The sequence below is a fragment of the Desulfofalx alkaliphila DSM 12257 genome, assembly GCF_000711975.1.
GTDB lineage: Bacteria > Bacillota > Desulfotomaculia > Desulfotomaculales > Desulfohalotomaculaceae > Desulfofalx > Desulfofalx alkaliphila.
The window spans coordinates 17645-37315 of record NZ_JONT01000020.1 but is presented as its reverse complement, the minus strand read 5'-3'; the positions used below and the strand labels follow the sequence as shown (position 1 = coordinate 37315).

Below are 19671 nucleotides of genomic sequence, written 5' to 3'. Positions count from 1 at the left end.
GTTACTCACCCGTCCGCCACTAAGATGTTACCGGTTCTGTCCGAAAACTTCACCGGTAGATCTCCGTTCGACTTGCATGTGTTAGGCACGCCGCCAGCGTTCGTCCTGAGCCAGGATCAAACTCTCCATAAAATTTTTATAATGATGTTCAAAAAATAATGAGTATTTTTTGAACCATTCATCTTATGGAAAAGCTCTTTGGCTCTTCGTTGTCTGAATTACTCTCCACGCTTTTGCGTTTGACGAGATTTTGTGGTTCTATTATATAGAACTTTTACATCCATCTCTTGCTGTTTAGTTTTCAAGGATCTGTTGCCAGTTTTTTGTGCCGCCGTTTCAGCGACAATTCTTAGTCTAACATCTTTGCTTTTTTAAGTCAACTGGTATTTTTTTGTGCCGCCCTGTGGCGACATTTGTTATCTTAACACATAATCTTTAACTCTTGCAAGCGGTATTTTTTGCCACCATTTAGCTCTTTTGTCATTACAATATGCGGAATTCCATCTTCCATAAACACACCTGATGAGGTGCGATAGCCTAGTTTGCTATAAAAGCCCTTGGCCTGGGTTTGGCTATGTAATTTGACCTGAAAGATTCCCTTTTCAACGGCGATTTCTTCTAATGCTTTAATAATCGTTTTTCCCAACCCTAGTTTACGGTAAGGCTTTAAAATACAGATCCGCTCAAGTTTACCTAAACCGTCAACCCATCTTACCCGTCCCGTTCCCACAGCTTGTTCCTCGTAACAAACTAAAATGTGTTCACAAAACTCATTAAGGCTATCGTATTGATCAAACTCAGCCTCCAAGGGCACCCCCTGTTCCTTAACAAAAACTTCTTTCCTAATATGAAAAGCCTTCTCTAGGTCTTTATCCGAAGTTATTCTTTTTAATACCATTCTATCTTCAGCCCTTTACCTATTTATTAACTTTCGCCCACTTGGACATAGCCATGGGGTTTATTAATAATAAAACAAAAACCACTCCCCAAAAGAAGTGGTTCTTGGTGCATTTTATACCCACCGTGCCGTTACCTTATTGTTTTTACACCCTGCCTTCTCGCAGGTGGGTGCTCTGTCATTGGTTTCTGCCTTCCGCCTTTAGCGGCCTGGCATACATCCAAATGAACCCGAACTCCCTGTGTCAAAATGTAGGTTAAAAACTAAATAAGGTATCGTGCATAGCAGGAAATTATAAAGATATATCATTTAAGCTTGTGTGGGTTAGTATAGCATAAATCTTCATTCTTGTCATTTGGTTTTTTATGGATGTTTTGTTTACGATTTATTTTACTTTATATCTCTTTCTCCAGTAGCCGGAATAAACAACTCCCAGGGGATTATTGGCCAGCAGTTTATCTTTAACAGCAAAAACAGTACATGGCGCCTTGGCATACTTAGTAAATAAAATATCGTGCCCTACACACAGACCAATTAGCACATTAATATCTACATTGCTACGATTTAATATCTCTGCCTGACCTACCGGGTTGCATATGGCTTCAAATCGCCCATCTTTAACCTTGGGAACATCAAAGTCTTTTTTATCTAAACCACAAAGTTTACAACAAACTGACATCACTTCAAATTCTTTAGAAAAAATATCTGAAACAATCCTGGACTCATCGGCTAGACCAACACAGAAAGCCAAACCAACCCTTTTATAATTCATTTGTTTACAGTACTGAATGATTTCTTCTAACCTAGTTAAATTATTGCCATATTCCTTTTGTAAATAGCCACTGATTCGGTGGGGATTTTTGTTTTCATCTTCATGATAATATGCCGCAGTATCCAATTTGCCATTGGTGCAATCATAGCCATCCCGATCACATCTGTTTCTGGGCTCTTGTTTGCATGTTGCACATTTCATCCATGTCACCTCTTTATTAATTATACACCGTCTCAATAAATGCTGACTCATCTCATACTTTTTCTTATATCAGTTGCAATCCCATTTTTGTTTATTATAATTTACCTTCTCAGTGTGGCCTTAAGTCTTTGTCTGTTTAGCAATAGGTTTAAAGCATCATCAATGTTTTTAACTGCAAGGTCTGCTTGGGAAATGGTCTTTAGCGCAGCACCCTCATCACCAATAACCACGATACCTAAGGCTGCTTCTTTTATCATTAAGCTGTCGTTTGCCCCGTTACCTATTGCTACGACGTTCTCTTTTCCAAGGGACTGCACAAATTTTTCTTTCTCTAAGGTATTATTGGCTTCGGACAATATTTTTAGCTGACAATTTACTTCACTGCACTGTGCGGCAGCCTCCCCAAAGGTATCGGCCGTAATAATATAAATACTTATTTTCCCAGCCAGCAAGTTAAGTTTTTCTTTAACACCCGCTAATAATATACCGTCACAGGCAATGGTACCGTTGTAATCCAGCACTAAATGTTTTAAGTTTAGCTTTTTATACCCTGGAATTTCTATGCTAATCATTTTGCCCTCCAAAAACATTTTAATAGGAAAGGCCCGCTACAAAGTCTTTGGTTTGCTGCTTTTGGGGGTTCGCAAAAAAATCTTCAGTGGCACCCTTCTCCACTACCCTACCGTCCATCATCAAAACTGTTTCATGGGCCACCCTTTTTGCTTGAAAAAGATTGTGGGTAACTAAAATTATAGTCAGTTGATTGGATAATTCAACTAATAATTTTTCGATAATCATAGTTGACGCCGGATCTAAATTGGAACAGGGTTCATCCAGTAACAATACTTCCGGCTCAACGGCCAACACCCTAGCTATGGACAAGCGTTGTTTTTGGCCGCCGGAAAGTTCTTCAGCAGGACTGTGTAGTTTGTCCTTAACCTCCTCCCACAGCCCTGCCTGTTTAAGACAACGCCGGCTTAATTGCTCCAATTCTTTTCTGTTTTTTTCCCCGAAATACTTAGCCCCAAAGACTACATTTTCCTTAATGCTGAGGGGAAGCGCCACCGGAGACTGAAATACCAGGCCTATTTTACGTCTAATTATAGCTGTATCTCGGTTTAAATATACATCTTCACCGTTTAACAGCACCTTGCCCCTATGATTAAAACCTCTTTCCAATTCACCGGTTCGGTTAATGGTTTTTAGCAGTGTAGACTTGCCGCAACCGGAAGGCCCCACAATGGCGGTTATTTTATTCTTTTTAAACTCCAGGCTAATATCCTTTAGTATTTGCTCTTTGCCAAAAAATACGCTTAAATCCCTCACACTGACAGACATGCTTCTAAGCCCCTTTTCCTTTTAAACTTCGAATCCACATGGCTGCAACATTTATTGCCAACAGTATTAAAACCAAGAGCAATGCAGTGCCATATGCATTTTCCAAAGAAATCTGGTGACTAAATAAAATATACAAGTGGTAGGGCAATGCCATCACAGGGTCAAATAAAGATGTTGTAGAACCCACCGAAACCACTGCAGCGGTAACCATAATTGGGGCAGTGGCCCCCGCTGCATAACCCATGGCCAACAGTAAGCCACTTAAAATTCCGGGCATTGCCTGGGGTATAATCACTCTTCTCAGTATATACCAACGGGACACCCCCAGGGAGGTCCCAACAGTTCTAAATTGATTATTCACTGCTAATAAAGCGTCCCGGCTGGTAACAACAATGACCGGAAATATCATTATGCCCAAGGCCAGGCCGCCGGCCATTAAAGATATTCCAAAACCAAAATGCACCACAAATAATGCATAGGCAAACAAACCGGTAACTATAGAAGGAACTCCCGCCATGCACTGTACCGTAATGCTAAACAGTTCCTTGAGCTTCGATTGCCCTGCATATTCAGCCAGGTATATTGCCGTTAAAAAGCCCGGTAAAGCAGACGACAAAATAGCGATGAGCACCAGACAGGAGGTACCCTTTATGGCCGGATATACGCCGCCCTCAGTTCCCAAAGGAAAACCGCTGGGGGAACCGGTAATAAATTCAAAAGACAGTGCCGGACCGCCTTTGTACAATAGATAACCAAGGATACTAACCAAGATTATCAATATCAGCAATCCTGCACCCCAGAATAGGCTTATCCACAAGCCATCTATTAAACGCCTCAACTTCAATTATAGCTCACCCCGTTTTCTTATCCCGCCTGATAAAGGCCAAACCCAAATTAATGGCCATAACAAATATTAGCAGTACTAAACCGGCAGCAAACAAACCTTGGTAATGGGCACTGCCCACCTCTGCACTCCCCAGTTCCAAGGCAATTAATGCAGAAAGGGGTTCACCTTTACTAAACCATGAATTAGGCATTATCAATACATTGCCGGCAACCATTAACACCGCCATCGTTTCACCCGCTGCCCTGCCAAAGGCCAGTATTAATGCACCCACTAAACCCTTTTTTGCCAGGGGTACTAAAACCTTTAATGTGAGATATGGCTTAGAAACCCCCAGTGCCAACGCTGTTTGGCGGTACTCCCGGGGCACTGCCCGCAATGCCGCCTCCGATGTGGCTACAATATAGGGCAAAACCATCACGGTGAGGATTAATGATGCACAAAACAACGACTCGCCGCTGGCCATGTTAAAGTTAACTTCAAAAAAACTAACCAACACAGCGGCACCTAAAAAACCATAAACCACTGAAGGTATTCCGGTTAAAATATTTAATACCGGCCTGATGATATCAGCCAACCTAGGCGGTGCAAACTCCGCTAAAAATATTGCGGCACAAAATCCTATAGGTGCCGCAATAAACAGGCCACCCATGGCCACCCAAAGGGTGCTGATAATCATGGTACCAATACCTGTGAGCGGGGGGTCACCTAGGGGATTCCAGTTTGTACTAAAGGCAATGCCGGAAAATCCCTGGCTAACCCACACGGGCCAGCTTTCCTGCAGCATAAAAACAACAATAGCCAGCAGTAGCAATACAGCACAGCTGGACACAATAAGACATAACATACCCACACAGGCATTGGCTATTTGTTTTCGTCTATTCAGCATATACAATCACACTTTCATAGATATCCAGAAATAAAAATTTGTGGGTAGCTGATTACCAACTACCCACATTTATTAATTTTAAATTAATTCACTGCCGGAATGAATCCCATACCCTCTAATACTTGCATCCCCTCTTCACTCTCTAGGTAATCAATAAACAGTTGCTGTTCAACAGTGGGTACATCCTTAGTTACCAACAGTAGCGGCCGTGAAATTTTGTAGTCGCCACTGTTGATATTTTCAGCAGTGGGTTGATAACCGTCTACGCTGAGAACTGCAATTTTACCTTCATTTTGACCAACAAAGCCATAGGATACATAGCCGATGGCATCTTTGTTTTCCATCACCTTACCCGCAAGGGCGCCCATGGAAGGCATCTGCAAGGCATCTTTAGCAATGGGGGTACCCTGCATTACATTCTCATCAAACACTTCACTGGCTCCGCCACCTAAATCCCTCACAGCAACCACTATTGGACGATCAGGCAGTTGATCATCTAACTCTTTCCAGGTCTTTATTTCCCCGGCAAATATTTTCTTAACTTCTTCAGTGGTTAAGTCCGGTCTCACTTGCAGCACAGGATTTTCCGGATGAACGGCAATGGTTAAAGCATCAGAGCCAAGTTTAACCACCACACCTTCAGAAAGGCTTTCTTTTTCAGTGTCTTTTAAATCTCTGGCAAGCAAGCCCATATCAAAGGTGCCATCAATGGCTGACCTGGCACCAAAACCGGAACCGCCGGTGGATACAAAAATAACAATGGGTTCTTCAGGAAGACTTGGGTCTACATTATTCCAGGTTTTATACTTTTCAGTAAAGTCATCTGCACACTTTGCAATTACCGGAGAGAGAGTACTTGAACCGCCCAGTTTTATGTCCAGAACCTCTGCTGAGTCACTTGCTCCGGGCTGTTCACTTTGTCCAGCACATCCGGCCAATAAAACTAAACCCATCACTAACATCATTACCAATAAGTTTCTTATACGCTTCACTTTTTTTACCTCCCATGCTTCATTTCACCATTAATTAATTGGGTGATATTGTAAGTAAACATAGCACACCTTTTGTAATATGTAAAATTACCAATTGTTATAACAACTGATAGTAATAGAAGAAATAACTAAATGAAATACTACATATTGCTTATGCTCATGGTATAAAAACCTTTAGTGTTCACACCTGCCATTGAAACATTTAGTGCGTTGCAGGTGTTTTACAAAACGCAGTATATTAAACAACTTGTCCTCCAGATCTTCTATTACCAGCTTCTTTTGCCTTTCAGTCATTTGACACCATTTTATTCCGTTTAAAGACTGGTTCAACAACTTATTAGCCTGCGCCTCATTAAAGCCCATTCTATAGAATTCTGACAATATTAATTCTAACCTTTTTTGACAATCTGCCATAAAAAACCTCCAGATTGTTTTTGGAGGGGAGGTGTGAGAGTTGAACTCGACCCCAACTCGTTAACAAGTCGGCCAACGGGTTTGCAGCCCGCGGGGAACACCGGTTCCTACCCCCCCATACTTACAATAATTATAGTACACCAAGAGCAAATTGTAAACCTTTTGGAATTTCTCGCATAACTATTAGTTATAATTATTGTTCGGTTGGCATAATTGCCATTCTGATTATTACTTATTGTTATATGTTGCAGTAATTATTTTTATTATTATATATTTTCATGCTATGTATAACAGGGGGCTTTGTATTTATGTCTAATATATACCTAGAAATACTATCCAAAGGAGGTTATTATGAAAAATAAAACGATTATTGTAGCTACAGGAGGAATTGTAGGTCTTTTTGGCGTCCTGCTCGTGGTGGCGGGCAACCCAGCAAATATGGGCTACTGCATTGCCTGCTTTCTGCGAGACATTTCGGGAGGCCTTGGCCTGCACCGGGCAGCACCGGTTCAATACCTGCGCCCAGAGATAATTGGCTTAATCTTAGGTGCCTTTGTCTCAGCCCTGTTCAGTCGGGATTTTAGGGTTGTGGGGGGCTCTGGCACGCTGGCCCGTTTTACTTTAGCCTTTTTCGGTATTATTGGTATGCTGGTATTTTTAGGATGTCCTGTGCGTATGGTATTAAGACTGTCCGGCGGTGATTTAAATGCACTGGTTGGTTTATTAGGTTTAGTATTTGGTGTTTTCATTGGCGTAATGTTTTTAAAACATGGTTATTCCTTGGGCAGAACTTTTCCTCAAAATAAAGGGGCCGGCTATATATTCCCCATTTTTGCTATTATTTTATTGGTATTTTTATTGGTTCAACCTGCCTTTATCTTTTTCAGCGAAGAGGGACCCGGCTCTATGCATGCCCCATTGGTGCTGTCTTTAGCTGCAGGTTTAGTGGTGGGTGTGTTAGCCCAGCGCTCCCGTCTATGTATGGTCGGTGGAATCCGCGACTTAATCTTTTTCCGGGACTTTCACCTGCTGTCAGGCTTTATCGCCATGCTGGTGATTGCCACCATCGGCAACTTGATAGCCGGTAACTTTAATTTAGGATTTGAAAACCAACCCATTGCTCACAATGACGGCCTATGGAACTTCCTGGGTATGACCCTGGCCGGTTTAGCTGCCATATTACTAGGCGGCTGCCCCCTGCGGCAAATTATATCGGCCAGCGAAGGTAATACCGACTCTGTTATCACTGTATTGGGCCTTCTGGTCGGTGCAGCCTTTGCCCACAATTACGGGTTGGCCGCCAGCCCAGCAGGGGTTTCCGGTGAAGGTCAAATTGCAGTAATTATTGGTCTAATAGTGGTGCTGGCAATTGGGGCTATTGGCTTAAAAGGAAGTAAAGCTATGGGAGGTAATATAAATGCAAAAGACAGTGGACGCTCGGGGTCTATCGTGTCCTGAACCGGTGATACTGACCCGTCAATTATTAAGTCAAATAACATCCGGCAGTGTTCAGGTAGTGGTGGATAATAATGCGGCCAAAGAAAATGTAACCCGGGCAGCAGAAAGCCTGGGTTGGAAAGTTACAGTGGAAGAACAGGGCGACAATATAATTTTAATGCTGGATAAATAAGGATAATAGACCATTAACGGGGTGGATACAATACTCTTCCACCCCGTTATTCTCATAGCTGCCATCCGGCATTTATTGATCCAGTTTATCTTATGGGCCGGCTACATACCCGCTGACAGTGGCACTTTCGCTTGTTTCAGCATAAAAGCCAACCCTCTTATCATTTATCAGATAATACATTTCATATAGGCCTGCCCAATCATCATTTCCTTCATGATGAGGAGTTCCTAATACAGCCTTGATTTCAGGAATTGTCATCCCAACACTTACTCCTAATACCTCTGCCCCTTTCTCTAATAAAATGTAACTTACTTCATTATCAAAATATGTATAAACTTTATAGTTGTTACATTCAATAACGGTAAACTCGTCGTAGGCATCCTCGCCCGGTAAGGCAAATTCTGCTTCTACCAATTCTATGATAGCCTTTTGCCCTGTAATATTTTCAGCATAACTAATATCTTTTCCTATTAAATCTACCAGTACATCGCTGTCGGCCAGCTCGTTAATAACATCGCCCATTGCAACATCCAAATCATCATAAAAAACACCTGTTTCACCATTAATATAACTATTATAGGAGTGATCAGGGTAAAGATATTCCAGCTCATAAATCTTAGTATTGCCAACTAAATGATATGGCAGGCTATCTAAGTCAAACTCCTCTAAAAAGTCATAGGAACCATCACCATAAATTGCGGCAGTGTTTTTAGAAACTAAATAAGTTGAGGCTGCCCCTGTGGCACCTAAAGATACTTGCTCAAACCGATAAAATTTTACACCGCAAATGGTTACATCATCCAAGCCATGTATTGAGTACTCATCATTTACACTAATATATCCCTGTTTAACGGTCTCTTCATCAGGTTCCAAGCCAAAATGGTTTTTTAGCAGCACCTCAAAGGCTTTCTCTTTTGTTAAAACTGTTGTTTCTTCTGCCTTGTCCTCATCCTTACTTCCGCACCCAGAAATAATTACTGACATTGCTAATATGCAGGCAGTAAATAATAAGCAAATTTTCTTTATCTGTTGCAAGCTGACTTCTCCCTTCTTAATTGTTATTAAGTATATAATTCTACAATTTTCGCGATATTCCTTTTAACACCATTTTCATAACCCCGCTAATGCCAAATTAATGCTTACCAAGATACTCACCTAAACGACCCCGCTTGGAAATATTTAACACCATGTTTGCAGCTTAATTAGCACGATTTTTGTGCTTTTTCTTTAACATTCTGTAAAAAGTTAGAATACTATTAATTAGTTGCACTGTTAACTATTGTCTATCATTCAAAATCAAAATTAAATTAGGAACGGAGGGAAGAATTGATATGTACCAAGATTTCTCCGAATTCCTCGATCATCTTTACAACCGAACAGCACATACACCGGCATTTGTTGTTGATTTAGTTAAGTTGATCTCTAAAGATGACAGATTCAGAGGAATGCCTGACGCTAAACCTAGCCCGGCACCTGTTACTGACACAAAACCACTAAATATAAAGGATAAACCCACCGAGACCGCTGAAAATACCCAAACCCTTGACAATGAAGAGGTTCCGGAATTTGAAGAAAACGACCCAATAAATCAAAATATCACACCCCATTTAGCCAATAATAACAACCCCACCCCTGATAATTACAGTGATGAATTTCATTTGCCTTTTATCGAAAATATTGAGGTAAAAGATATAAAAAGCTTAGTGGTAGTGCATAAAAGTAGAATTATGAAATTCGGTGAAACAACAGTACCGGCACCTTTAGGTGTGAATATTGATCCTAAAACCGGTGAACTAACAGTGCCAATAGAAATAATACCGGTGGGTGATGCAATATTAAAACCTAAGGTCGAGAAAAACTTACTAATTAACGAAGGCTTTATAAAACTTAAAACAATCGCTCACCACCCAGATCTAGGAACATGCCCCAATACAAAAAAATGCTTTGTTAAAGAAACAACTATACCGGTCCAGTCGGTCCATGAAATTAAAGGGATACGCCCCGGAGATAAGGTGCAAGAAAAGGTTGAGGTTAAATCCATAAGTGTCATGGGTATTCCTGACAACTCCATGCCAAAATCTGCCGGTCAAAAAATAAACCTGCTAATTAAAATAATTCTTGAAGTTAAGGTGGTCATCGCCCGGGAAGAGATCATTTCTGTCTTATCTTGTAAGTCATTTAAAAAACCGGTTAATTGATTTATTTCTAATATTAGTTTTTAATTAAAGGAGGAGCTGTTATGGCTTTTGTTAATCAGTACACCACAGATACTAAGGTTGATCAGAAGATAAAAGTATTAAAGGTACTTTGTCAAGAGTGTTTACAGGAAGTGGGCGATCTAACAATTCCTGCCCCTGCTAACCTAACTCTTGACCTACACACCGGCAAGTTAAATGCCCCTGTAACCTTAGAGGTTGCCGGTTCTCCCCAAATTCGCACCGTCAAAATATTAATGGGCAAAGTAATTCTCATGGGTGTAGTGCCCGTTCGTCTGGAGTTTAACAAGGGTGTAGTATGCCAGTCATTTGAGGTGCCTTTTCAAAGTGTTGTTCATTGTTCCAGTGTTGATCCCGAAGAAAATGTTGATGTACAAAAACATGATGTACAGGTAGAAGGCCTGGTCTATTCCCCTGTCCAAGTGCCCGATCATCATGGTAAAATGCATCTCAGCTTGATTATAAAGGCTGTTGTTAAATTATGTGTTATAGTCAGCAGGGAAGATATTCTCAAAGTTGAGGCCGCCAGCCAATTTTGTGCCTGCCCTTAATATATTCTATGCCACTTAAATCCTTGGTCTAGATAAAGACCAAGGATTTTTCACTGTTCATAAATTGTAAGTATTTCTACATTGCAAGGAACCATTTTCAAGTTTTGGAATATTATGTAATAAATCGGTGGAAAGGGGGAATTCACTAACAAGCATTAGGCAGAGTTTACCCTATATTCAATTTGAAAGCTAAAAAACATAATATTAAGGAGGGCTTTTTACATGGCTTTTGTAAACCAATTCCAAGCTACCCAATTTGCACCACGCAAACTTAAAACTTTACAGGTTCTTTGTCAGGAATGTGTGCAGGAAATCGGTGATCTTTTTGTCCCACTGGCTGGGGTTACTGATCTGGACGATATTGAAAGCATAGCTATTGAACCCGTCGATAATCCTATGATACTAACCACCCAGGTGCTGCCCGGCAAGGTTGTTAATATTGGCGTGGTTCCCGCACTACTGGAAGTTGAATTAGAAGGAGAAGAAGACACCATTGAAATTCCAGTGCAAGTTCCTTTCCAGGGTGAAGTCGTATGCCCCGGTATTATGCCCGGTGAACCTATCAATGTTCAAAAACATGATATCCAGCTAGAAGGACTGGTAACTGCAGCATTCTTACAAGCTGCCGTTGACGCAGCAGGCGCAGTTACACAAACTGCCACTATAATTGTTAAGGCCGTTGTAAGAGCATGTGTAATTGTCAGCAGAGAAGAACTTCTTAAGATTAACGCCGCCAGTCAGTTCTGCCCATGCCCTTAAAATCTTAGTCCATTAAATAATAGTTGTACCCTCATAAATACAAAGTTCCTTGGTCTCTATAAAGCTAGAGACCAAGGCTTTTTTTCACTGTCGTATAATTGATAAGGAGGTTTATATATGACTTTTATACCCTATAAAGTCAAGACTTTTAAGGGATATTGCGAAGAATGTACACAGGCATTTGCCATTGAATCCGATATAGAAATAAAAGTTGACACAGACCTTATTAATGAGTCAAACTATCAAGATATTAAATTCCATTTTGAAGCTACCAATATATCAGTAGACAACATTGTAGTTCTTCAGAATAACAAAGTAGTAACAACCGGTACTTTGGATTTAAAAGTTACACCTTACCTTGAAGAGAAGCAGTCCGGTGAAACACAGGAAATAATTAACCTTCTATTTCTCGGCTTAATCGAGTATCCCGATATATTGCCCACCGACCTGGTAAATGTACAAGATTATGAAAATGTAAAGTTCAATGGTGCCTCTTGTACCGAAACCACCTTTGATGCCGAAAATGGCACTCTCACCATCTCAATCCAGGCAGGTGTTAACATATGCGTTATATTGAGCCTAGAAGAACTTATTAATGTCAATGCCGCCAACCTGTCATGGGAAAGTTAATAAAACCTCTGTAAAACCCTTGGTCAGCTCACTGGAAGGCCAAGGGTTTAAAAAATAACGCATTGGAGGTTTTGAAATGTACAAATTTCAAAATAAAACCAAATACCAAAGATACCTACAATTGAGTAAGTCAAAGGTACTAGAAGGCCATTTGCCTGCCACCGATTTATTTTCCCCCCAGTCTTTTGCTGATTTTATCAAAAAATATAACACAGTAATTTTAAAGCCCGCCATAGGTTCACGGGGTGCAGGGGTCTTCAAAATATCTTCATTGGGAAAAAACACCTATCAAGTTCATACTGAAAACACCACTTCCATATTAAACGGAATAAAAGAAACCACTAATTATTTTAAAGAGAACAAAAAACCATGCCCCTATATGGTTCAGCAGTGGGTGCCATTGGCTGAACATGAGGGAAAACCAATGGATTTTAGAGTCATGGTGCAACGAAAAAAAACAGCTACTCCCTGGACGGTAACCGGAAAGTTAGCAAGGTTAGCCGGACCTGGTTACATTGTGACAAACAATAAACGAAGTAAGGCAACAGTATTGACACCCCTTGAGGCCCTTAAACTCATCGGTGTTGACAGCAATACCGGTAAAAATTTATTAATGAAGATTGATAACATTGCTTTAGAAGCAGCAAAACAATTAACAAAATACCGCCCCAACCATCGGGTTTGGGGACTTGATATGGGTGTTGATCAAGATAATCACATTTGGATAATTGAAGCAAACAATGCACCTATGATTATCAGTTTCAAGGACCTAAATGACCAGGGTGTATTAAAACTTATTAAACAGTACAAAGATGGTTAACCTATATGCTTTATCACTTTTTCTCGTTTTTTCCATATTATAAAACAATACACTAAGGCATGATAGTTTCAGGAAAAAAATAACAAAGGAGATACTGAGTATGAAACCGCTAATACTAGATATTCCCACCATCGCTGTTACCGGTAGCAGTGGCAAAACTATGACCAAGGAAATGATTGCATCTGTTCTAGTAAGAAAAATGAAAACATTTAAATCTAAAAAAAACCGTAATCAAACCACCCATACCAGAAGACATGCCAAAATGATACAGGCTCACCACCAGGCTGTTGTATTAGAATTTGCCATGGGCAGAAGACAAGGGAAAAAACACTGTTCCATTATACAGCCCAATATCGGGGTGATCACCAGTATTGGCACCGCCCATTACGGAAAGCTGGGAAACAGTATTGAAGATATTGTTAAGTCCAAATCTGCACTTATTGAATATATGAAGCCAACTGGGATACTGCTTATTAACAACGATGATGATAATTCAAAGCTGCTGCCGGTTGAACAGTTCAAAGGTAAAGTTATAAGGGTGGGCATTAAAAGTATTTCTGATTTTCAAGCCTACTGCGTAGAATATCGAAATAATGGAATGAGCTTTAAAGTTAAGATTGACAATCAAGAGGAAACATTTTTTATCCCTGTTTTTGGACACCATAATGTCATTAATGCCTTATTTGCCATTGCCATTGCCCACCACCTTAATCTTACTCCACTTGACATTAATGAAGGTTTTAAAAGAATGAAAATACCAAAGGGTAGACTGAACCTAATCCGGCTGTCAGAAAATGTTTTACTTATTGATGATAGCTTTAATGCCAATCCCCAATCGGTGAAAGCAGCCATAGATGTGTTATCTGAATTAGGGAAAGAAAAAACAAAGGTTGCTGTTTTAGGTACAATGGCAGAGTTAGGAGAATATTCTAAAACAGGACATCTAGAAGTAGGTAAATACTTAGCTAATAAACAAATTGACTATCTTGTCACTTATAAAAAAAATGCAGAATATATTGGCCAAGGTGCAATTGGTAACGGTTTTAACTCAAAGCACATTATTCATTGCGACAATGAAACTCTTTTATACGAATTTGTGGATAAATATATACGGCCTAACACTATTATCTTAATAAAAGGTTCTCGGGTAACGCAATTGGATAAGGTCGTTAAGCACTTAAAGCATCAATATTCCAGGACTACTGAGAGAATAGACAGTAATGCTAATAACGGCAAATGAAAGGAGGAACTCTTTTGCTGATTAATAAAACCAACAATACCCCCACCTTGGGGGTATTTGTAAGCAATAAATATTTTAAAAAGCTATATCAAGAGCAAATTCTCCCTTGGAAGGCTGCAGAACTTATTGAGGCAAACAAGCAAGCAAAACTAATATTATTTTTGTTTGCCAGCAAAAGCATTGATTATAGAAATAAAAGAATTTTAGGAATTTATTATGATGTTAACAAAAATCTTTGGGTAAAAAAAATATTTGCCTACCCCGATTTAATATATAGAATGGGAAAAAGCGGCAAAAAACAATTTAAGGATAAGAATATTATCCCCTTAAATTACCAAGTTGGTTTTAATAAATATAAAGTATACGAAAAACTATTAAAAATTGAGAGCATGCGTCAATACCTACCCCTATCAGTTATTTATAAAAGTTCTAGGGATTTAAAAAAAATGCTTGAACTACACAATACCGTCTATTTGAAAGGTTGTGAAGGCGGTCGAGGAAAACAGGTTATCCGCCTTAAACAACTAGGTGAAGAAAGGTATGAGTACAGCAGATTTAATAATGAAATGTACCTTGTTAAAGTAGATGGTTTTAATAAACTTATTAGTGAAATTAAAGGATTCTTTCAAAATAAGGAATTTTTAATTCAACAGGCAATTGATTTGTTAACGATAGACAATAAAATCATAGACTTGCGTGCAGAAGTGCAAAAAAATGGCAATGGGGAATTAACAGTGGCCGGAATTTCAGTTCGAGTGGGCCATAAAAACCATCCCATTACTACCCATGCTAACAGTTATCCTTTTAAAGCATTTTTTCAGAATACTTTAAAATACTCTGAAGCCAGATTTAAAGAACTAGAAAGCCGGCTGCAAAAACTTTTGTTTACGGCATATAAAAGTATCGAAAAAGCATATGGCCCAACCGCTGAAATTGGCATAGATGTTGGCCTAGATAAAAAGGGTCGTTTATGGTTTATTGAGTGTAATTCCTGTTCTAAAAAGGTATCTTTTTATAATACCACTGAAAGAGATGCAATTGTTAAGTCTTATCTAAACATATTAGAGTATGCTAAATATTTATATAATAAGAGCCCGGTAAAAAACAAAAGACCAAAGACACTTGTTTACCAACCTCATCAGAGTTATCTTTTGGACAGTGGGATGTTGGGTGTTTTTCGCAAATAGATTTTCAGCGCAACCCCTAACTTTTGGAATATTTTACTACATTATTGCAATATCACATTATATATTGAAGAGAGTATTATGTATAAAAAACAAGAAGGAGAGTAGCCATGAGCAGTGATTTTATAGTTGCTAAAAAAGAGTTTATTAAAGTTGGCGAAACCACCATTCCTGCACCCATAGGGGTAGAAATTGACCCAAAAACCGGCGATTTATTAGTGCCGGTAGAGAGCAAGCCCGTGGGTGATCCTGTATTAACTCCCATAATAAAAAAGAATCTGCTTATTAATGAAGGATTTATTAAACTAAAACTACTTTTTAAACTGCAGAACTCCGCCCACTGCCCCGATGCAAAAGGGGGTCTCATCAAAGAAGTTGTCGTTCCCATTCAGTCAGTACAAAAATTAGATAACATACGCCCGGGCGATGAGGTCAAAGAACAGAGTAAAATTAAGGCCATTACCATAGTGGGCATTCCCGCTGATACCTCATCTAAAATCGCCGGCCAAAAAGCTAATCTTATTGTTAAGGTAGTTCTTAAAGTTAAGTTAATTGTATACCGCAAAAAGAATACAGCCAGTTCCGCCCAATAATTTAAAAAAGCTATCTTTTATGATAGCTTTTTCTTTTCCTTAATTATTTTAATAATAAAGCACTCGGTTTCTAATTCTTTTAACTGTTGAGAAGATAAATTACCCAGTGCAATATTGGCCATCTTCTTTTCCTCATTGGGTATATGGTGTATCTCTTCTATTTTCATTTTAGACCTAGAAACCATTTCTTTTATAGCCCTTAAGGTGAAAAGTCTTTCATTTGCCCAGCCACATACCCCTTCATTTACCAGTTCATTTATGATATTAATGTTCCTTGCATTCTTACATTTGAGAATAAGACTACCACTGTCATGTAGAAACTTTTTTACATATAAAAGAACATCCAAAGGAGCTGTTGCTTTTTCTAACATATTCTGCACTATTACGCAGTCAAAATAACCCACAGGGAATTCTAAGCTTGCATTATCCATATCCCCCACAATAACATAATCATATTTGTTCATTGCCATACAGGCAATCATCTCATCTCTTTCTATACCAATCACTTCTCTTCGGTGGTCCTGCTGTTTTAACATCTCTCCTAAGTCACCTTGACCACAGCCTACATCCAATAGTTTCATGGCACCGGGCGGTACCATTTTTATGGTTTCATTAATATATTTTAAGTTGTTTATTGTTTCCTCACCCTGGCAGCACTGCCATTGAATATTCTTTCTGTCTTTCCATTTAACCAACTGAGGACCGTTCTGAAAAATATTGCCCAAATTACCGTCAAAAAAATGATAGTTTTTTATACAAACATTTATCCTTTTTCCATAGTTTTTGTATTCTTCCGGCGGCGGAAGTGGTTTTCCGGTGCTATGGGCTTCCCAATTCCAGTTTGTCAACAGTTTCCAACCGTCCCCCCAGGTGGTAAACAGCCTAGGGGCCCAGTTATTAGCATAAGGGCCATTGCTGATATAATATTCGGCATCTTGCCAAAAATACAGTAATCTTAAGTAGTAAAATAAGAATACCGGTTCTTTGGGATCTGTTCTGGCAACCAGACGGCCAATGACATCAGCAGCATTTTTTTCTAATATTTCATAGGCATCCAAAAGTAAAACCCAGTCCGCATTATTTTTTTTAGCCAAATGAATTAATTTAACATAAGCTGTCTTTTTGCTTATCCTTCTGTGATAGCAGTGATATTCCACCTTCGGAAATGCTTTATATATTTCAATCGTTCTGTCTGTGGACTTATCATCAATGATTATTATCTTATCGCAAATTTTTGTTGCTTCGCGTAAGCAAGCACCCAGCCAGCCTTGCTGACTCCTTGCCACCATAATACCAACTATTTTGGGCATATGTTCTTGTTATCCTCCTTTCGGAGTGAGATAAGCTTGCTCTTTAACCTTGACAAGAGGGGGGATTGATCCCCTAATTTCATGCCATAGCCGCAATACTTATCAATAGACTTCAGTTTGAGGGCTATTAACTGTAAGTAATCCCCTTGATTAGGTTGATTTCTTAACAGATCTAAAGATTTTCTAAAATAGATGTGCTCTAATTCAACATTATCTAACTGACTAAAAACTCGGGCAAGAATAATGCTTTCCTTAAAACAACGGGGATAGTTTAACCTCTCAAGTTTTGCCAGGCATTCATTAGCTTGGTATTTCTTCAATAAAATTCGACAATATATGGGTGTAACCGCCCTTACTCCCTTCCCTTTTATCAAATATTTTTCTAACAAACTTTCCGCTTTATCAAGTAAACCCATTTTCTCATAACAACCACCCAGGGCCGCGGCAGTGATAAAACCACCTATGCCATGGGGAAAGGTATAGCGGTGCCATGGAGGGTCCCCCATTGACAATGTTTTTTCCCAGGTTCTACAAGCTTGGGTTAATTGATTTTGCTTATACTCAATCAATCCCTGAAGATACCACAGGGGGGTGAAATGGGCAAATAACTGCTGACCTTGCTCAATAATTTGTAACCCTTTTTGGTATTCTTTCAGTTCTAAATGACACACTGCAATCTTAAAAAATAGATCAGACATGACATCTTTGCCGTCTATCAACCTCAGGGCCTTATAATATTGAACAAGGGCATTGTTATAATCACCCTGTTGAAAATATTCTGTGCCCAATGCATAGAGAGCATAGGCATCTTCAGGATCTTGTTTTAATTGTTTTTTTAAAATACCAATATTCCTTTGGTTTTTATTATTCAATCCCGGTTGTTCTATATAACCCCGGTGATCAATATGCACATCCAATGGAGATATTGACTTCAAACCATGCCTGCTAATTATTGATTGGGAAATTTCCTCATGTATTCTGCCGGAAAAAGAGAATTCTTTACTGTTCCGAAACAGTCTGCAAACGGCATCTACCACATATTGTTCAGCATCACCCCGGCCAAAATAGTTAATTATTTTTAGATAATAACCCATAGTTGTTCCTGTAACGCCAACTGCTTCCCGCAACCGCTGATGTTCACAGGGTCGCAGCATTTCATCGGCATCTAAAACTAAAACCCACGGGCAGGTGGCAAACTTTAACGAATAATTTCTCGCCTCGGCAAAATCCCCTGACCAGTCAAAATGATATACTTTAGCCCCAAAATTATTGGCTATTTGTACAGTGCTATCCGTCGACCCGGTATCAACAATAATGATCTCATCCACCACATCTTTTGCACTGTTTAAACATCTTGGTAGATTGTTTTCCTCATTGAAAACAATCATACACAGGCTTATTCCGCTTTTATTCATTGAAGCGGATACCTTTCTTATGGCCTGTTCAGCTTTATATGTTCCCACTCCACTTTCCGATACATAACAGGCAGGTGCTTCTCCAAGCAGTAGGCATCGTTTAAATAAACTAAGGGATTGTTGGTGTTGACCGGTCTTATAGTATACACCCGCTTTTAAAAACAGCAAATCAGTATAATCGGGATATATTTTTAAATAATTTTTCAATACCCCAAGGGCCTCTTGATATAGTTTTCTATTAATTAAAGCTTGACTTTTCTTTTTACCCAATAAGGGAGCATAACTTACTTCTGCTGCGGTAAAATTCTCGGCCATATTATAATACTGTAACGCCTTGGCATAATCACCCATCCTCATGTATTCATTCCCCAGACTAAAATACAAAAAGCCGTTGTTTTTTTCTTTAATGAGTTCATGCTGCAACATGCTTATATTTCGGTAAACTTTATTATGTCTGCTGACTTGTTCATTTAAGTAACCGTAGTGTTTTATTCTAATATTTAAACTGCCGAATCTGGCTGAAGGGTTATGATTTATAATTGACTGCATTATCTGCTCATGGATAGCTCCCTGAAAACGATATTCGCACTGATTTTTAAATAACCGCAGGGATTGTTGTCTGGTATGACCGCCTTTTTCATCCAGATTTAGTATTACAAGAAAAAAGCCATCCCTATCAGTGGATTCAAGTATTTCAAATCTATGTAGGTCCTCAGCCATCACCTCTTCATCGGCATCTAAAAACAATATCCAGTCTCCGTGTGCATGCTCCAAGCTAACGTTTCTGGCATCACTGAAATTGTTTTGCCAAGGATGCTCGATGACCTTTGCACCAAAGTCCTTGGCAATTTCTATGGTATTATCCACCGAACCGGTATCCACAATAATGATTTCATCCGCAATATTTTTAATGCTATTTAGACATCTAATAATAGAGAATTCTTCATTTTTAACAATCATACATAAACTTATAGA

21 protein-coding genes, 1 tRNA gene, 1 rRNA gene and 1 other RNA gene are annotated in these 19671 nt (G+C 39.3%); 10 read left to right on the top strand and 14 right to left on the bottom strand.

Features of this window, described 5'->3' with window-relative positions:
- The 11 genes from BR02_RS0110655 to BR02_RS15475 form a co-directional block, all read right to left on the bottom strand.
- Positions 1 to 132 (bottom strand): 16S ribosomal RNA (locus BR02_RS0110655); the annotation flags it as partial.
- Positions 133 to 421: 289 nt separating this feature from the next.
- Complete coding sequence (locus BR02_RS0110650; RefSeq protein WP_031516931.1) at positions 422 to 898, bottom strand: GNAT family N-acetyltransferase; 477 nt, start codon at positions 896 to 898, stop codon at positions 422 to 424.
- Between the two features lie 113 nt (positions 899 to 1011).
- Positions 1012 to 1192: non-coding RNA, 6S RNA (gene ssrS, locus BR02_RS15135), on the bottom strand.
- Between the two features lie 91 nt (positions 1193 to 1283).
- Positions 1284 to 1871, bottom strand: coding sequence for a DUF1847 domain-containing protein (locus BR02_RS0110645; RefSeq protein WP_031516928.1), 588 nt, complete (start codon positions 1869 to 1871; stop codon positions 1284 to 1286).
- A gap of 101 nt (positions 1872 to 1972) precedes the next feature.
- Positions 1973 to 2443 carry an HAD family hydrolase gene (locus BR02_RS0110640; protein WP_031516926.1) on the bottom strand — a complete coding sequence of 157 codons (471 nt, stop codon included), beginning with the start codon at positions 2441 to 2443 and terminating at the stop codon, positions 1973 to 1975.
- Positions 2444 to 2462: 19 nt separating this feature from the next.
- Entirely contained in the window at positions 2463 to 3209 is a 747-nt protein-coding gene (locus BR02_RS0110635; RefSeq protein WP_031516924.1) for a phosphate ABC transporter ATP-binding protein, read from the bottom strand.
- A 4-nt stretch (positions 3210 to 3213) separates the two neighbouring features.
- The gene (gene pstA / locus BR02_RS0110630) at positions 3214 to 4053 is read right to left on the bottom strand and encodes a phosphate ABC transporter permease PstA (RefSeq protein WP_031516923.1); all 840 of its coding nucleotides are present in this window, start codon (positions 4051 to 4053) and stop codon (positions 3214 to 3216) included.
- Positions 4054 to 4060: 7 nt separating this feature from the next.
- Positions 4061 to 4942 (bottom strand): phosphate ABC transporter permease subunit PstC, encoded by an 882-nt coding sequence (pstC, locus tag BR02_RS0110625; RefSeq protein ID WP_031516922.1) that lies wholly within the window; start codon positions 4940 to 4942, stop codon positions 4061 to 4063.
- A gap of 83 nt (positions 4943 to 5025) precedes the next feature.
- Complete coding sequence (locus BR02_RS0110620; protein ID WP_031516921.1) at positions 5026 to 5934, bottom strand: phosphate ABC transporter substrate-binding protein; 909 nt, start codon at positions 5932 to 5934, stop codon at positions 5026 to 5028.
- A gap of 174 nt (positions 5935 to 6108) precedes the next feature.
- Positions 6109 to 6348, bottom strand: coding sequence for a hypothetical protein (locus BR02_RS0110615; RefSeq protein WP_031516920.1), 240 nt, complete (start codon positions 6346 to 6348; stop codon positions 6109 to 6111).
- A 21-nt stretch (positions 6349 to 6369) separates the two neighbouring features.
- Positions 6370 to 6465, bottom strand: a tRNA-OTHER gene (locus BR02_RS15475).
- Between the two features lie 234 nt (positions 6466 to 6699).
- Between BR02_RS15475 and yedE the strand changes: the two genes are divergently transcribed.
- Together yedE and BR02_RS0110605 are read left to right on the top strand one after the other, a co-directional pair.
- On the top strand, positions 6700 to 7806 hold the full coding sequence (gene yedE, locus BR02_RS0110610; protein ID WP_031516919.1) for a YedE family putative selenium transporter: 1107 nt from the start codon (positions 6700 to 6702) through the stop codon (positions 7804 to 7806).
- Positions 7766 to 7978 carry a sulfurtransferase TusA family protein gene (locus BR02_RS0110605; RefSeq protein WP_031516918.1) on the top strand — a complete coding sequence of 71 codons (213 nt, stop codon included), beginning with the start codon at positions 7766 to 7768 and terminating at the stop codon, positions 7976 to 7978. The genes yedE and BR02_RS0110605 overlap by 41 nt, the downstream gene beginning before the upstream one ends.
- Before the next feature lie 90 nt (positions 7979 to 8068).
- Here the strand turns inward: BR02_RS0110605 and BR02_RS0110600 are convergent, their stop codons facing one another.
- Positions 8069 to 9013: a hypothetical protein gene (locus tag BR02_RS0110600; protein ID WP_031516915.1), complete on the bottom strand. Its 945-nt coding sequence runs from the start codon at positions 9011 to 9013 to the stop codon at positions 8069 to 8071.
- A gap of 296 nt (positions 9014 to 9309) precedes the next feature.
- Here BR02_RS0110600 and BR02_RS0110595 point away from each other — a divergent pair, with 296 nt between their 5' ends.
- The 8 genes from BR02_RS0110595 to BR02_RS0110560 all read left to right on the top strand — a co-directional run bounded on the left by BR02_RS0110595 (position 9310) and on the right by BR02_RS0110560 (position 15971).
- Positions 9310 to 10176, top strand: coding sequence for a hypothetical protein (locus BR02_RS0110595; protein ID WP_031516913.1), 867 nt, complete (start codon positions 9310 to 9312; stop codon positions 10174 to 10176).
- Between the two features lie 41 nt (positions 10177 to 10217).
- A complete protein-coding gene (locus tag BR02_RS0110590; RefSeq protein ID WP_031516911.1) occupies positions 10218 to 10745 on the top strand; it encodes a DUF3794 domain-containing protein in 528 nt (175 codons plus the stop codon).
- A 222-nt stretch (positions 10746 to 10967) separates the two neighbouring features.
- Positions 10968 to 11504, top strand: a complete 537-nt coding sequence (locus BR02_RS0110585; protein ID WP_031516910.1) for a hypothetical protein — start codon at positions 10968 to 10970, stop codon at positions 11502 to 11504.
- 117 nt (positions 11505 to 11621) lie between these two features.
- A complete protein-coding gene (locus tag BR02_RS0110580) occupies positions 11622 to 12134 on the top strand; it encodes a hypothetical protein (RefSeq protein WP_031516908.1) in 513 nt (170 codons plus the stop codon).
- 76 nt (positions 12135 to 12210) lie between these two features.
- Positions 12211 to 12954 (top strand): YheC/YheD family protein, encoded by a 744-nt coding sequence (locus tag BR02_RS0110575; protein WP_031516906.1) that lies wholly within the window; start codon positions 12211 to 12213, stop codon positions 12952 to 12954.
- A 100-nt stretch (positions 12955 to 13054) separates the two neighbouring features.
- Positions 13055 to 14194: a UDP-N-acetylmuramoyl-tripeptide--D-alanyl-D-alanine ligase gene (locus BR02_RS0110570; RefSeq protein ID WP_051688278.1), complete on the top strand. Its 1140-nt coding sequence runs from the start codon at positions 13055 to 13057 to the stop codon at positions 14192 to 14194.
- Between the two features lie 47 nt (positions 14195 to 14241).
- Entirely contained in the window at positions 14242 to 15381 is a 1140-nt protein-coding gene (locus BR02_RS0110565) for a YheC/YheD family endospore coat-associated protein (RefSeq protein WP_157834959.1), read from the top strand.
- A gap of 107 nt (positions 15382 to 15488) precedes the next feature.
- Positions 15489 to 15971 carry a hypothetical protein gene (locus tag BR02_RS0110560; RefSeq protein WP_031516903.1) on the top strand — a complete coding sequence of 161 codons (483 nt, stop codon included), beginning with the start codon at positions 15489 to 15491 and terminating at the stop codon, positions 15969 to 15971.
- A gap of 17 nt (positions 15972 to 15988) precedes the next feature.
- On the opposite strand, the gene BR02_RS0110555 is transcribed toward BR02_RS0110560, so the two are convergent.
- Together BR02_RS0110555 and BR02_RS14870 are read right to left on the bottom strand one after the other, a co-directional pair.
- Complete coding sequence (locus BR02_RS0110555) at positions 15989 to 17281, bottom strand: methionine biosynthesis protein MetW (protein WP_031516902.1); 1293 nt, start codon at positions 17279 to 17281, stop codon at positions 15989 to 15991.
- Positions 17269 to 19656, bottom strand: a complete 2388-nt coding sequence (locus BR02_RS14870; RefSeq protein WP_169738604.1) for a glycosyltransferase — start codon at positions 19654 to 19656, stop codon at positions 17269 to 17271. The genes BR02_RS0110555 and BR02_RS14870 overlap by 13 nt, the downstream gene beginning before the upstream one ends.
- Between the last annotated feature and the right edge of the window lie 15 nt (positions 19657 to 19671).

Excerpts from the sequence above, each read along its gene's own strand:
- BR02_RS0110595 (WP_031516913.1), top strand. The coding sequence starts at position 9,310 with ATGTACCAAGATTTCTCCGAATTCCTCGATCATCTTTACAACCGAACA.
- BR02_RS0110650 (WP_031516931.1), bottom strand. The coding sequence starts at position 898 with ATGGTATTAAAAAGAATAACTTCGGATAAAGACCTAGAGAAGGCTTTT.
- BR02_RS0110560 (WP_031516903.1), top strand. The coding sequence starts at position 15,489 with ATGAGCAGTGATTTTATAGTTGCTAAAAAAGAGTTTATTAAAGTTGGC.
- BR02_RS0110645 (WP_031516928.1), bottom strand. The coding sequence starts at position 1,871 with ATGAAATGTGCAACATGCAAACAAGAGCCCAGAAACAGATGTGATCGG.
- BR02_RS14870 (WP_169738604.1), bottom strand. The coding sequence starts at position 19,656 with ATGATTGTTAAAAATGAAGAATTCTCTATTATTAGATGTCTAAATAGC.
- BR02_RS0110580 (WP_031516908.1), top strand. The coding sequence starts at position 11,622 with ATGACTTTTATACCCTATAAAGTCAAGACTTTTAAGGGATATTGCGAA.
- BR02_RS0110615 (WP_031516920.1), bottom strand. The coding sequence starts at position 6,348 with ATGGCAGATTGTCAAAAAAGGTTAGAATTAATATTGTCAGAATTCTAT.
- BR02_RS0110555 (WP_031516902.1), bottom strand. The coding sequence starts at position 17,281 with ATGCCCAAAATAGTTGGTATTATGGTGGCAAGGAGTCAGCAAGGCTGG.
- BR02_RS0110605 (WP_031516918.1), top strand. The coding sequence starts at position 7,766 with ATGCAAAAGACAGTGGACGCTCGGGGTCTATCGTGTCCTGAACCGGTG.
- BR02_RS0110590 (WP_031516911.1), top strand. The coding sequence starts at position 10,218 with ATGGCTTTTGTTAATCAGTACACCACAGATACTAAGGTTGATCAGAAG.
- BR02_RS0110585 (WP_031516910.1), top strand. The coding sequence starts at position 10,968 with ATGGCTTTTGTAAACCAATTCCAAGCTACCCAATTTGCACCACGCAAA.
- BR02_RS0110575 (WP_031516906.1), top strand. The coding sequence starts at position 12,211 with ATGTACAAATTTCAAAATAAAACCAAATACCAAAGATACCTACAATTG.
- BR02_RS0110635 (WP_031516924.1), bottom strand. The coding sequence starts at position 3,209 with ATGTCTGTCAGTGTGAGGGATTTAAGCGTATTTTTTGGCAAAGAGCAA.
- pstC (WP_031516922.1), bottom strand. The coding sequence starts at position 4,942 with ATGCTGAATAGACGAAAACAAATAGCCAATGCCTGTGTGGGTATGTTA.
- BR02_RS0110640 (WP_031516926.1), bottom strand. The coding sequence starts at position 2,443 with ATGATTAGCATAGAAATTCCAGGGTATAAAAAGCTAAACTTAAAACAT.
- yedE (WP_031516919.1), top strand. The coding sequence starts at position 6,700 with ATGAAAAATAAAACGATTATTGTAGCTACAGGAGGAATTGTAGGTCTT.
- BR02_RS0110570 (WP_051688278.1), top strand. The coding sequence starts at position 13,055 with ATGAAACCGCTAATACTAGATATTCCCACCATCGCTGTTACCGGTAGC.